Origin of the sequence: Pseudofulvibacter geojedonensis (assembly GCF_042675745.1) — a bacterium.
GTDB classification, from domain to species: Bacteria; Bacteroidota; Bacteroidia; order Flavobacteriales; family Flavobacteriaceae; genus Pseudofulvibacter; species Pseudofulvibacter geojedonensis.
Window position 1 is genome coordinate 126435 of the sequence record NZ_JBHTJM010000003.1, and the last position, 13583, is coordinate 140017.

Consider the following 13583-nt stretch of genomic DNA (forward strand, 5'->3'; position numbering starts at 1 on the left):
TACAGTTGATTATTATTTTTGTAAAACACAAAATAAATCTAAAGATTTAGTTGAATAGTCCGCCAAGCTATAATCTTGACTAGAGATGATGTTTACTAAATTTTCATTAGTCTTATAAAGTTTTTTTCTATTCAGCCTATTAAAAAACTCGTAAGGTAGAATTAAGCACCACCTAGGTAAAATTTTGTGAATATTAAACACGTCTAACTTAAGAATTTTTGAAACGTTCTTTTTGTTGTTGAAATAATATTGTTCTGTTTTTATACTTCCTTCAATACCTAAAATAGATATTTGATTAAAGTGTTTTTTTGTTATTGTTTCTAACTCATCTTTAGAAAATTCTTTGTAGTGCCATGGGTTTCTAGCAATGGTATGAATTTTATTGGGTGTTGTTAAATATGCTTTTCCTCCTGGTTTTAAAACACGTTTTATTTCTTTTAGATAAGAGTTGTAATCTTTTATGTGTTCTATAACTTGAAAAGATATAACACTATCAAAAGTATTATCTTTAATTTGAATTAAAGGTGGAATTCTACTCTGGTAAATAGTTAAATTTGGGTGTGTTTTTTTTATTTTTTGTAATGAAGATTTAGACTTGTCAACAAGTGTTAAACTCGTTGCTTTTTGCTTTAATAGCTCTATAGCATAACCTTCTCCACAACCTATTTCTAATACATTTCCATTGATTAGCGTAGAAACAATTTCATATGCTTTAAATGTTCTTTGGTAAAGGGCATTGTCAGATTTTATTTTAGAAGAGGTAACTTCTGTAGAAAATAAGAAATTCATTTTAATAGGGCCAGTTAGTTTTTTTCCAAATTGTAAAACTCTTAGTAAAGGTAGCTAATTCTGTTTTAGGAATAGCGTTTAATTTTAATGTCTCTGTTTGCTTTAGCATTTGTAGTAACATGCGGTATTTTTTTTCGGCATGTCTAACGTTTATAATTGGATTTTGAGGATTAAAAGAAGTTATCCATTTCAATTCATTATAAATGTTTGATATGGCTGTATTGCAAATTATAGTACCTTCTTTTTTAAACCCCATTCTTAAATATAGTTTTCCTATTCCGAAAGCATATTGTTTGTAGGGTATTAATCTATTTGGAAATATGTTTTCACAAGTTTTTAATGTTTTATACGCTTTATCTATTTGATTTTCTTCAAATAAAGCTTGTGCCAAGAAATAATAGTTTTGTCTTAAAATCGTTTCAGAATACAACTTGTTTTCATAACTAATAAAGGCGCTATTATTTATATTAGTAAATGGAGAGTCTTCAATTAATATTTTATAAGTCTCTTTGGTATCAATAATTTTAGGATTTAACTTTTCTCCATTTCTTTTTATACCAGACAATTCATAAACAAGACCTTTTTTAATTAAGAATTTTTCTAATCCAACGAAGTGATTTTTTTTACTATTATCTAAAAACAATATTTTTCTGGAATCAAAGTTGTTCTGAATAATATTTAAAACAACTAGATCATTGAGTCCATAAAAAGTTTTAGGAAGTTGCCAAGTGATTTGATTGGTTGGTGTTGATGAATAATATTTTTTAGAAATTAAGCTATCCTCTATTTGTCTACGATTAGATATATTATATTTAAAAATTTGAGAAGGGACATAATTTTTCATTTGCCCGTTCCAGTTTATTTTTGTTTTGTCATTATTCAAAAAAGCAAATAATAAATCTAACTCTACTGGCTGTTTAGTATCTTCGTTAAAAGGAACTAGTTTGTCAATTCCATTTAAATATAGTTTTTCTTTTAAATCAATTTTAATTGGTTTAGAGGTTAATATTTGCTTAGACAGGTTATTGATGTTGTTGTCTAAGTTTAATTGATCGTAATTAATGACTCTTATGTCAGTTCTGTATTTTTCAACATACTGCAAATACCAAAGCGGAAAAGACATATTATCTCCGTTAGTAATTAAAATTGATTGTAATGGGCATGAGTCTAAGTAAGACTTTGCTAATTTATAAGCAAAATCATCTTGTTTTCTTTGATGGTTATTCCAACCTTTAGAAAGCATTTGTATAGGAGCTAAAAGTAAAAGAATAAATCCTGTTAAGGTAATTATATTTTCTTTGTTTAAAAGTTTAGATAATAACGAGTAGATAAAATTCATAGATAAACCAATCCAAACCGAAAAAACAACAAACGAACCAATAAAGATGTAATCTCGTTCTCTAACTAATAAACTGGTTGGTGGAGGATTAATGTATAAAGTTATCCCTATGCCAAAAGCCAAAAAAGTTAATAAAGTAACCCAAAAATAAGGTTTGTTCTTTAGCAATGTAAATAAACCCAGTATACCCAGTACAAAAGGTATAAAGTAGTAAGTATCATTGGTTTTGTCGTTTTTATAGTAACTAGGAATAAAATTTTTATCTCCAATTAACTTTTTATCAATAAAATTGAAACCACTAATCCAGTTACCTTGTTCTACATATCCTAGACCGTGATGATTGTTTTGTCTTCCTATAAAGTTCCAGAATAGATATCTTAAGTTAAGCCAATACACCTGATAATGAAAGAAAAAATGTAAATTTTCTTTAAAGGTAGGTTTTATAAAACGTTCCTCTTTGTCATTTACTGGATAAAGAATTTCTTCTCCCTTTATGGGAATCCAAGCTTTGTATAATTCACTACTTTTAGAATCGTATAATCTAGGGAAAAACATAGAGAATTCAGATGGATGATTAACCGTTTTAAATTTTCCATTATGTGCTAGTTGGTATTTTTTCGAAGCTGTATCATAGTTGTAAATAGGATCAATGTTAGAGAAAGGATTACTAGTATTTAGAGGGGCATTGTAAGTATATCCTTTAATTAAGGGTATGTTACTTATTCCAAATTGATTCCCTTTTATATAGTCTAGTAAACGATGACTGTTATATGTTCCGTTAGCTACTAAGCTTTCTCCGTTAGATCTAACTAATGGCATTAAATAACTAGAAAAACCAATTAAAAAAAATACACTAGCCAATGTTGTATGATATAAGATAAACTTGTTTTTCTTATATGAGAAAACTAAAAGGAATCCAATAAATAAAACTAAAAATGTTAAAGTTAAAATAATACCTGAATTCATAAACAGGCCAAAAGAGTTCACTAGTAAAAAATCTAGTTTTGCAGCTAGTTTTATTAACCCTTGAATAAAAAAACTATAAATAAAAAAGAATAATAATGTACTGCTGATAACGGATAAGGAAAAAGTTTTAAAAGTTAACCCGTATTTTTTCTTGGTAAATAAAATAGACAAAGGAATAATTACCGATAAGGTAATTAGGTGTACACCTAAAGCTAGACCCAATAATAAAGTAAAAAGCAGTTGTAGTTTATATTCTAATTTTTTTGAGGTAGTAGCTTCCCATTTTAGAGCAATGTAAATTAAAATAGATAATAGAAAAAAAGATAATGTATATACTTCAGCTTCTGTTGAGGCTATCCAAAAACTAGTACAAAAGCCTAAACTCAGAGCACCTAAAAGGCCAGAGAAAATAGAAATAAGATTAGTTGGGTAATTAGATATTTTATCACTTATAAAGTAAGTAATATGGAATACTACAGAAACAGTTAATGCACCAAAAAAACTAGAAACTAAATTACTAATTACTGCAGCTTTGGTAGCAGGAAAAAAAAGCAATACAAAAGCACAAAAGATACTATATAATGGTGATCCAGGGGGGTGAGAAGCTTGTAAGTTATTACTAGTTGTAATAAACTCAGGACTATCCCAAAAACTAATTGTACTTGGTGCACAATAGGCATAAATTACAAATACAATTATAAATAAAGCTAATGAAGTAATTTTTTCTGTTTTTGACATCAAAATGATTTATGGTAGTTTAAAATTGATTTTAAGTTAATTGTAAACTCTAAAAGCTCATTAATTATTAAAAAAAAAACTAAGTTAAACTTATTGTTAAATTCTACTATAGAAAAAATGTTATTGTTTAACAAAACTAAAAATGTTTGGTTATTTCTTGGTTAAGATCTTGACTAAAATAATTGAAATTAATTATTTTTTTAATCAATGGCTATAAAATTTTGCTCTAAAATTCAAATATAATTAAAGTTGATTTTGAGGATTTTTTTAAGCTGTTTCTACACTTATTTATGATTTACTTAACTCTAATCTTTTTTTTAAATGTTAATAGATTAAAGCAACATATTATTAATATATCATTTGCTTTGTAAGATTTATCATTTTCATTGTTAGAATCATGAAATAGTTTTTTAATTAGAAATTTTGTGTTTAATTCCTAAATTGTAAGTTCATTAATTTGGGTAAAATGAGACCTAATGATAAGAAATGACAATATATCTTCAAGGCAAATTGATTTAGAATGAGAAAACCAACATCAAATGTTATTATAAATTAGGTTTATGTCGTTTAAAATATACAAGTAAAGCTTTTTTTACGATTATAAAACACAAAAAGAAAAATGATTAAATTTATTGTAGGATTTTACATATTAAGTTGTTAAAAAATACTTGATTATATTTTGTTATAAATAATATAAAAATGTTAAATTGCGCTGTTTTTTATAGTTTAAATTACATGAAAAAAATTATAAGTTTAGCATTTTTCTTCTTACATGTCAGTTTTGTGTTTTGTCAAGGGCCTGAAAAAGAAAAAAGGGTTGACGATGAATTTCCCACTCCTATAGCATTTCCCTATGAATACACAGGAGAGTATTTTGGTAATTTAAATATCTCCGATAATCTAGATACTCTGTCTAACATACCAACTGAATTTTCTTTGTTTGAATCTGATGAAAAAAAAGATGAGTTTATTTATCAGTTAACGTTTATAAGTGGCGGTAAAAAAGAAATTAAAAAATATAAACTAAAAATCATTGATGAAGAAAAGGGGTTCTATGTTATTGAAGATTCCAATGGTTTAGAGTTTATGGCTGTTTTAATTAAAGACACTCTATATAGTACCTTTGAGTTAGATGGAAAAATTACATTTTCTACATTAAGATTTACAAATACAAGACAGGTATATCTTAAAATAGTGTTGTCTAAAAAAGTAAAAAATAAATCAAAAAATAATTTAATTAATTCAAATGTAATATTGGTGCAACAAGCCAAGTTTACTAGATAAAATATAATTCTTTAAAGAGAAAAACAATTACTAACTAAAAAGCGATTAAAATGAAAACAATTTTACTATTCTTTTGTGTCTGTTTTTTGACTGTTATGGGGGGACATGCACAAACACTTAATGAAACGATGGGGACAGGCTCCGGAGTAAATATTTCCTCTGGAGACTTCAATACATTCTATGGTGATAGTACAGGTAGTTTTATTACCTCAGGCTCAAGAGTAACACTTTTGGGGTATTCAGCAGGACGCAGTGTTACAACAAGTGAGCTTGTTGCAATTGGATATCTTGCAGGATATTCTAATACCACAGGTTTCGATAATACTTTTATTGGTTACGAAGCTGGAAGACTAACTGTAACTGGTGGTGACAACACATTCATTGGTGCAGAGTCTGGAGAAAACAATACAACGGGATATGACAATACATTTGTTGGAGAAGAATCTGGAGCCAACAATACTACAGGTTATGAAAACACTTTTATAGGAGAAGATGCAGGTTTTAGTAATACCACTGGGTATAAGCAAACATTCGTTGGAAACGAGGTAGGTATTTCTTCAGATGTAGGATACCGTAATACAGGTGTTGGTAGTGAATCTTTAAGTGATGTAGATGATGGGCATCATAACTCTGCTTTTGGAGACTCTGCTGGTATTGATGTTGGAGATGGTATTTACAATACATTTGTAGGAGCAGCTGCTGGAGTAGCAACAGAATGGGCAGATTATAATACGTTCATTGGGGCCCAAGCAGGTTGGGATAATAACAGAACAAACAATACATCAAATGCAAACCACAATACCTATGTAGGTTTCTCTACTGGTTTTACAAATCGTGAAGGGCAATATAATGTTGGTATGGGATCTTTAGCAGATTTTGATAATACCAATCGTTCAAATACCATGTTTTTTGGATATGATATTACAGCAAGTAATAACAATGTTATGGGGTTTGGAAATAACTCGTTTATTGATGGGCAATATTCTATTTCTATGGGTATTAATCACGATATTCGAGGTGATTATTCTATTATGATGGGGTATTTAGGGAACATGACCAATCTAGCTGATTACTCTGTAGGTATTGGTGATAGAGTAGACATTGAGGAAAATGATGTTGTCGGTATTGGGCGTTCTGTTGATATTGATAATCAGTTTGCAATTGCAGTTGGTTCTACAACTGTAGCATCTAATGATGGGGCTATTGTTATTGGGTATCAAGCATCTTCTACAGATCCGAGTGCTTTAGATCCAACTAATAACATTGCAATTGGTGTTTCTGCAAATGTACAAGGAACAAATGCAGTAGCAATAGGTAACTCAGCTACTGCAGTAAATGACAATACAATGGTTCTTGGAGGGGCTACAAATCCATTAAGTGTTGGTATTGGTACAGATGCACCTAATGCAAAAGCATCTTTAGATTTAACAGGATCAGCTAAAGGTTTACATTTAAATCGTTTGACTACAGCACAGCGTACTACTTTTGGAGCCTCTTTAGCAGTTTCAGATGAAGGTATGGTAGTTTATGATACTGAAACAGATAGTTCTTATTATTGGGATGGAACTGAATGGAAAGGTATGATGAATACAGATACACAAGATTTATCTCTTGCAACAAATACGTTAAGTTTGACAAATGGAGGATCAGTTGATTTATCGGCTTACCTTGATAATACAGATGCACAAGCTATTTCCGTTGCTTCAAATATATTAAGTATAACAGGAAATGCTTCAACAGTAGATTTATCAGGGTATTTAGATAACACAGATGCCCAAAATTTATCTTTATCAGGAACCACATTAAATATTAGCGGTGGTACAGGTGTTGATTTATCTTCTTTACAAGATGGGACTGGTACAGATAGTCAAAATCTTTCTTTGTCAGGAACTACATTAGATATATCTAATGGTACAGGGGTAGATTTATCTGTTTTACAAGATGGTACAGGAACAGATAATCAAGAATTATCATTAGCTACTAACACATTGAGTATTTCTGGAGGAACAAATACTGTAGATTTGTCTGGCTATGTAAATACAGATGCTCAGAACTTAACATCTGCAACTTTAACAGGTTCTGTACTTCAAATAGATATTCAAAACGGTTCTTCAGTATCTGTAGATATAGCACCGTTAATTGCTGATTTAGAAAATAGAGTTACAACCCTTGAGAATTGTGCTTGTAATCCGTTGCCAGTTTCTGAGTTTGAAGCAGGTAGAATGGGACCGGTATTACACCAAAATATACCTAACCCTTTTGACGGGACTTCTGCTATAGGTTACTATATCCCTTACACATCTGAAAGTGCACATGTAGTTTTTAGTAATGGAGTAGGGCAAATAATAAAAACGATAGAGTTGACCAAAAAAGGAAAAAATGAAATCTATGTCAATGCTTCAGATTATAGTTCTGGAATGTATTATTATACCTTGTATTTAGGAGGTAAAAAAATTGATACTAAAAAGATGATAGTAGAATAGTCAAACAATTTAAAATCAACAATAAAAAGCTATACAGAAATGTATGGCTTTTTTTGAACTATTTTGAATCCATGAAAGAAAAATTTATAGATAAAATTAATTTATGTTTGATTCTGATATCATTCATATTAGCATGTTTACTTCCTTTTGAGTTATTTTTAATAGGTTATGCAGTATTAGGACCACTCCATTATTTAACAGAAACTAATTGGATAGTAAATAAAAATTATTTTGTAGCTAATAATTATTGGAAATATATAGTTGTTGTAGGTGCATTAATATACTCTATACCATATATATGTAGTCTTTCTTATGTTAAAAGTTTTTTTGCTAATGAAATATTAGAGATACTAACGGTAAAATTAAGTGTTTATAATAATGATATAATGTTTTTTATATTTATCACATCCTTTTTATTTGTGTTTACAAATAAAAACAAAGCTTTAATAATTAGTTTGTTAGTCACCCTTATGTTTTCAATTTTTGCGTTAAAATCAGATTTGTACATGTTACTAAATGGTGTATTGCTACCAACCATTATACACGTATATATATTTACTATATTTTTTATGATTTATGGCTTCAATAAAAACAAAATAGGAATTGTAAATATAGGTTTAATGATACTTCTTCCATTATCACTATTTTGGATTGATACAGATGTTTTTAATTATCATTTTTCTGATTTTGTCAAAAATACCTATACTAGTAACAGTTTTCATTATTTAAATGCAAACTTGGCTAAGTTGTTTGGGGTTTATAAAGATCTTGGGTTCTTCTTCTATGAGAAAATAGATCTCAAAATTCAAATTTTTATTTCTTTTGCTTATATGTATCATTACTTAAATTGGTTTTCAAAAACTACAATAATTGGGTGGCATAAACAATTAACTAAACGTAAGTCAATAGGTATTGCTTTAGTATGGTTAACGATTTTATGTTGCTATATATACAATTATAGATTAGGCTTAGTAATGTCAGTTTTTTTAAGTGTTTTACATGTAATGCTAGAATTTCCGTTAAATATGATTACTGTAAAGTCATTGTTTAAAAAATAAAAACTTTAAAAGTTAATTAAACAAAGTATTGGTTTAAGTTGATAAATATACAAGCTCACAATTGTTATTGTAGTTTTCAGTTTAAAAAAGTGAATAAATAGTTTATTATAATTGATGTAATTGAATACTTTTGCGCCAAAATTACTCAATATAAAAAACATGTTTAAAAAGATAGTATTTATTGCTGTTGCTTTTTTTATTAGCAAACAATCTGGCGCACAGAATGATCAAGAAGTTCAAAGCTCAGAAGTAGAAAATCAAATTCAAGACCAAGTTATTACAGATGACTTAATTGTTCAAGGAAGTATTGCCGTAGGTACAGGATCTACTAATGGAGAAAATTTTGGTTTTGATACGATGAGGTTTAAAGAAGATAATTTAAGAATTCATTTTGATGATACTTCTACATCAGCTTCTTTCCCGTCAAACGATTGGAGAATAACTATAAATGATTCAGGAAACGGAGGTTCAAATTATTTTTCTATAGATGATGCTACAGCAACAACAGTACCTTTCAAATTAGAAGCAGGTTCAGGTAATAATGCTATATATGTAAAATCAGGAGGAAATGTAGGGCTTGGTACATCAAACCCTGCACTTCAATTACAAGTTACAGATGGTAATACGCCAGGTCTTCGTCTGGAACAGAATGGCTCAAACGGATGGACGCCTCAAACTTGGGATTTGGCAGGTAATGAAGCTAATTTTTTTATCAGAGACGTGACTAATGGAAGTAAATTACCTTTAAGAATTAAACCAGGAGCTCCTACTAATACACTTTTTTTAGCAGCAAGTGGTAGTGTAGGAATCGAAAAAAATAATCCAGATAGTAATGCTTCACTACAACTAGGTAGCACGTCTAAGGGGTTTTTAATGAATAAGTTAAATACAAGTCAAGCAACTACTTTAGCAGGAAACCTAGGAACAGGGCATGAAGGAATGCTGATATATAATACAGATTTAAAAGGGTATTATAGTTGGACTGGTTCAGAATGGAAAGCATTGGCTTTTGTAGAGTCTGGTGCCAACTCTGTTCCTGAACTTTTAAATTATCAATCTGTGGTTAGAGCGGCAAATGGTAATGTGTTAGCTAATCAAGCAGTTAATTTTAAGATGGATATTCATCAAGGATCTTCAACAGGAACATTGGTTTATAGTGAAAGCCATAATGTTACTACTTCTTCTTTAGGAATGGTGAACTTTAAAATTGGATCTGGAAGTGTGCTGTCTGGAACTTTTTCAGCAGTAGATTGGGGAGCAGGAAATCACTATTTAAAAGTGCATATTGATGTTACAGGAGGAGATACTTTTACAGAAATGGGGACAACTCAATTTGTAAGTGTTCCGTATGCTCTTAGAGCTAAATATGCAGAAAATATGGTTTCTACTGCTGCAGCTAGTTCTAAAGAAAAAGATATGAAAAATAAAATATCTAAGTTAGAGGCAGAGGTAAAGCAACTTAAAAGCTTAGTAGAAAACTTATTGAAAAAGTAAATTCTATTATGAAAAAAGGTTTAATAGTTTTATTGCTCACAAGCTTTTTAGGTTTTAGTCAAAGTCTAGAGCGTCAGGTAATAGGAGGGGCAGGAGCTACTCTAACAGATAATTCTACAGTAATTTTAGATTATACTGTTGGAGAGGTGGTTGTATCGAGTATTACAGATGGAAATACTTTATTAACTCAAGGTTTCCAACAAGGAGAGGTTTTGTTGTCAGTAAATATAGGGATTACTGCTTTTTTACAAGGAGCGTTGTTAAGTCCAAATAGCGGAGAGGAAAGTTTAATGAGAGATGATCTTCGTGTTGCGAACTATATACCAACAACTTCACCTTATTCAGATGGTTTAACATGCAATCCTAATGTATTTACTGTTACAGGAGCTAATGCAATAGTAGATTGGGTTTTTGTTGAGCTAAGAGATAAAAACGACAATACTTCAGTTTTACATGGTAAATCAGCCTTGTTGCAAAGAGATGGAGATATAGTAGGAGTTGATGGAGTCTCTCCCTTAAATTTTATAACTTCTGCAAATAATTATTTTGTAGCGATTAAGCATCGTAATCATTTGGGTATAATGAGTTCTAATGCAATAGCTTTATCAGATACAGTAACTATATTAAATTTTACTGAAGCAAATAATCAGATAACTTATGGAAACAATGCACAAACTACTCATGGTATTCCAAACGGAATTATTGCTATGTGGAGTGGTAATGCTAATTCAGATAATACAGTTAAATATTTGGGGTCAGGAAATGATACCAATTCTATAAAAGATAAAGTTCTATCAGAAACTGGAAATACAACCAATAGTAATTTATATACATCACAGGGTTATCATACAGCTGATGTTAATTTAGATGGAGCTGTAAAATACCAAGGATCAGGTAACGATGCAAATACTGTTAAAGATGCTGTTTTAGCTCATCCAACTAATCAGGTTTCGCCTTCTAATTTGTTTACTATAACTGAACAATTACCTGAAAATTAAACAATCTTATCAATTTACTGTTCATATTGTTTTAAATAAACATATGTTTTTATAGTTTTCGATTCATGGCAAAAAAAGGAAGAGAAAAAAACACTAAAAATAAAAAGAAACATACGAAGCTTATGAATCGTAAGTTGAATAAGCTTCGAGAAGAAAAAGAACAACGTAAAAAAAGGTTAAAAGATTTAATTGTAAAAATAAATCAACAAAAAAGCAGTGAAGAATAGTTCACTGCTTTTTTTGATTATAGTTATATAGGTTTTACTTAAAATAAGAAAAATCTTCACCGTCTTCTATCTTAAGTAGGGTCTCATAAATTAGCTTGATAACATTCTCAACATCGTTTCTATGAACCATTTCTACTGTTGTATGCATATAGCGCAATGGTAAAGAAATTAATGCAGAGGCAACTCCTCCGTTACTATAAGCAAAAGCATCAGTGTCTGTACCTGTAGCTCTTGATAGAGCAGACCTCTGAAAAGGTATTTTCTTTTCTTCGGCAGTATCAGTAATTAAATCTCGTAATTTTTGTTGTACAGCAGGTGCGTATGCAACAACAGGTCCTGCACCCATTTCTAAATGACCTTCCTTCTTCTTTTCAATCATAGGAGTAGTAGTGTCATGAGTTACATCTGTTACAATAGCAGCGTTTGGTTGAATGGTATGAGTAATCATTTCAGCACCTCTCAACCCAATTTCTTCTTGAACAGAGTTGGTAATGTAAAGTCCAAAAGGTAATTTCTTTTTGTTCTCATGCAATAAACGAGCTACTTCGGCAATCATAAATCCTCCCATTCTGTTATCTAAAGCTCTACATACAAACTTATCCTTGTTTAAAACATGAAATTCATCCGGATAAGTAATCACACAACCTACATGAATACCTAGTTTTTCAACTTCTTCTTTGGTTTTACATCCAACATCAATAAAAATATTGTCTGGTTTTGGAGCTTCTTCTTTAGCTCTGTTTCTAGTATGTATAGCAGGCCACCCAAAAACACCTTTTACGATTCCTTTCTTAGTATGGATGTTTACGATTTTACTAGGAGCTATTTGGTGGTCACTCCCACCATTTCTAATAACATATAACAAGCCGTTATCAGATATATAGTTTACATACCAAGAAATTTCATCGGCATGCCCTTCTATAACTACCTTATATGGAGCTTCCGGATTAATAACACCAACTGCGGTTCCGTAAGTATCAGTTATAAAAGTATCAACATAAGGTTTTAAATAATCCATCCAGATTTTCTGACCTTCCCATTCGTATCCAGTTGGAGCTGCGTTGTTGAGGTATTTTTCTAGAAATACCATCGACTTTTTATTTAATATAGATTTTTTCTTCGCCATTGTCTTTATTTAATTAAAAGTTAAATGTAGTAATTTTTGAATGTATCATGCAATTATTCTTTAGTATACTTACAACTTAATTGTGTAATTTTGGAATGATTTTAGTGGTTAAGATTTTAAAGAGTAGAATGAGATACATACCATATATATATATAATGTTATTCTCTATACTTTCATTTAGTCAGAATGAAAGTATAGAAGAAAAAGATACCCTAAATAAAGAAGTGTTTATTGTTAAAGGAGACTCTATATATAATCATGCTGTTAATTTAGATGATGTAGTAGTTCTTAAAAAAATAAGGTTTGCAGATAAACAAGATAGAATCAAGTATCTTATATTAAGAAGGAAAGTACGTAAAGTATATCCATATGCAAAAATGGCTGCCGATAAGCTTACCGAATTAAATGAAGAGTTGAAACATATAAAAGGTAAGCGTGCTAAAAAACGCTATACAAAAAAGGTTCAAAAATATATTGAAGAAGAGTTTTCTGCCAAGCTGAAAAAGTTTACTAGAACAGAAGGGCAGATATTAATTAAACTAATTCATCGCCAAACTGGCAAAACAGCATTCGCCTTGGTTAAAGAATTAAGAAGCGGGTGGAGGGCATTCTGGTATAACTCTACAGCCAATATGTTTAGTATATCATTAAAAGAAGAGTATAGTCCAAGTACATCACATGAAGATTTTTATATAGAAGATATACTAATGCGTTCTTTTATGGATGGAGTTTTAGAGAAGCAACCACATGCTTTAGACTACGATTATTTCGAGTTGTCAGATAAGTGGTTTGATAAAACGACAAAATAATTTGCATAGTTCAGTAAAACTTTATAAATTTATTTCCCTTTTTTAAACAGCTAAAAGACTCAGGTTTAATTAGTTTGTTTGATACACTAAAAATTTATTAAAAAAACTTTTGTTTTTTCTTGTTCAGAAGAAAAGAAAGGTAGTATATTTGCACCCGCTTACGGCAAGGGATTATAAGGAGTTGGGTAGGCTGATGTTCATTAAAATAGTTAGAGAAAAGTTTTTCGAAAAAAGTTTTAAAAAAGCTTTGCAGAATTAAAAAAGGTTGTATG

General features: G+C 30.0%; 10 protein-coding genes. 7 read left to right on the top strand and 3 right to left on the bottom strand.

From position 1 onward, the window contains the following. Positions 1-12 precede the first annotated feature (12 nt). Positions 13-789: a class I SAM-dependent methyltransferase gene (locus ACFQ1O_RS03690; protein WP_377713462.1), complete on the bottom strand. Its 777-nt coding sequence runs from the start codon at positions 787-789 to the stop codon at positions 13-15. A gap of 1 nt (position 790) precedes the next feature. After that, on the bottom strand, positions 791-3832 hold the full coding sequence (locus ACFQ1O_RS03695) for a glycosyltransferase family 117 protein (protein ID WP_377713464.1): 3042 nt from the start codon (positions 3830-3832) through the stop codon (positions 791-793). Between the two features lie 735 nt (positions 3833-4567). On the opposite strand from ACFQ1O_RS03695, the gene ACFQ1O_RS03700 reads away from it, so the two are divergent. From ACFQ1O_RS03700 to ACFQ1O_RS03725, 6 genes are all read left to right on the top strand, one after another. Beyond that, entirely contained in the window at positions 4568-5116 is a 549-nt protein-coding gene (locus tag ACFQ1O_RS03700) for a hypothetical protein (protein ID WP_377713466.1), read from the top strand. Positions 5117-5166: 50 nt separating this feature from the next. After that, a complete protein-coding gene (locus ACFQ1O_RS03705; RefSeq protein ID WP_377713468.1) occupies positions 5167-7599 on the top strand; it encodes a hemagluttinin family protein in 2433 nt (810 codons plus the stop codon). Between the two features lie 71 nt (positions 7600-7670). Further along, positions 7671-8657, top strand: a complete 987-nt coding sequence (locus ACFQ1O_RS03710) for a hypothetical protein (protein WP_377713470.1) — start codon at positions 7671-7673, stop codon at positions 8655-8657. A 159-nt stretch (positions 8658-8816) separates the two neighbouring features. After that, a complete protein-coding gene (locus ACFQ1O_RS03715; protein WP_377713472.1) occupies positions 8817-10151 on the top strand; it encodes a hypothetical protein in 1335 nt (444 codons plus the stop codon). A gap of 8 nt (positions 10152-10159) precedes the next feature. Beyond that, complete coding sequence (locus ACFQ1O_RS03720) at positions 10160-11149, top strand: hemagglutinin protein (RefSeq protein WP_377713474.1); 990 nt, start codon at positions 10160-10162, stop codon at positions 11147-11149. Between the two features lie 65 nt (positions 11150-11214). After that, a complete protein-coding gene (locus ACFQ1O_RS03725) occupies positions 11215-11376 on the top strand; it encodes a hypothetical protein (protein ID WP_377713476.1) in 162 nt (53 codons plus the stop codon). Positions 11377-11410: 34 nt separating this feature from the next. On the opposite strand, the gene ACFQ1O_RS03730 is transcribed toward ACFQ1O_RS03725, so the two are convergent. Continuing rightward, the gene (locus tag ACFQ1O_RS03730) at positions 11411-12502 is read right to left on the bottom strand and encodes a M42 family metallopeptidase (protein WP_377713478.1); all 1092 of its coding nucleotides are present in this window, start codon (positions 12500-12502) and stop codon (positions 11411-11413) included. Positions 12503-12630: 128 nt separating this feature from the next. On the opposite strand from ACFQ1O_RS03730, the gene ACFQ1O_RS03735 reads away from it, so the two are divergent. After that, on the top strand, positions 12631-13311 hold the full coding sequence (locus ACFQ1O_RS03735; protein ID WP_377713480.1) for a DUF4294 domain-containing protein: 681 nt from the start codon (positions 12631-12633) through the stop codon (positions 13309-13311). The last annotated feature ends 272 nt before the right edge of the window (positions 13312-13583 follow it).

Excerpts from the sequence above, each read along its gene's own strand:
- ACFQ1O_RS03690 (WP_377713462.1), bottom strand. The coding sequence starts at position 789 with ATGAATTTCTTATTTTCTACAGAAGTTACCTCTTCTAAAATAAAATCT.
- ACFQ1O_RS03695 (WP_377713464.1), bottom strand. The coding sequence starts at position 3,832 with ATGTCAAAAACAGAAAAAATTACTTCATTAGCTTTATTTATAATTGTA.
- ACFQ1O_RS03700 (WP_377713466.1), top strand. The coding sequence starts at position 4,568 with ATGAAAAAAATTATAAGTTTAGCATTTTTCTTCTTACATGTCAGTTTT.
- ACFQ1O_RS03705 (WP_377713468.1), top strand. The coding sequence starts at position 5,167 with ATGAAAACAATTTTACTATTCTTTTGTGTCTGTTTTTTGACTGTTATG.
- ACFQ1O_RS03710 (WP_377713470.1), top strand. The coding sequence starts at position 7,671 with ATGAAAGAAAAATTTATAGATAAAATTAATTTATGTTTGATTCTGATA.
- ACFQ1O_RS03715 (WP_377713472.1), top strand. The coding sequence starts at position 8,817 with ATGTTTAAAAAGATAGTATTTATTGCTGTTGCTTTTTTTATTAGCAAA.
- ACFQ1O_RS03720 (WP_377713474.1), top strand. The coding sequence starts at position 10,160 with ATGAAAAAAGGTTTAATAGTTTTATTGCTCACAAGCTTTTTAGGTTTT.
- ACFQ1O_RS03725 (WP_377713476.1), top strand. The coding sequence starts at position 11,215 with ATGGCAAAAAAAGGAAGAGAAAAAAACACTAAAAATAAAAAGAAACAT.
- ACFQ1O_RS03730 (WP_377713478.1), bottom strand. The coding sequence starts at position 12,502 with ATGGCGAAGAAAAAATCTATATTAAATAAAAAGTCGATGGTATTTCTA.
- ACFQ1O_RS03735 (WP_377713480.1), top strand. The coding sequence starts at position 12,631 with ATGAGATACATACCATATATATATATAATGTTATTCTCTATACTTTCA.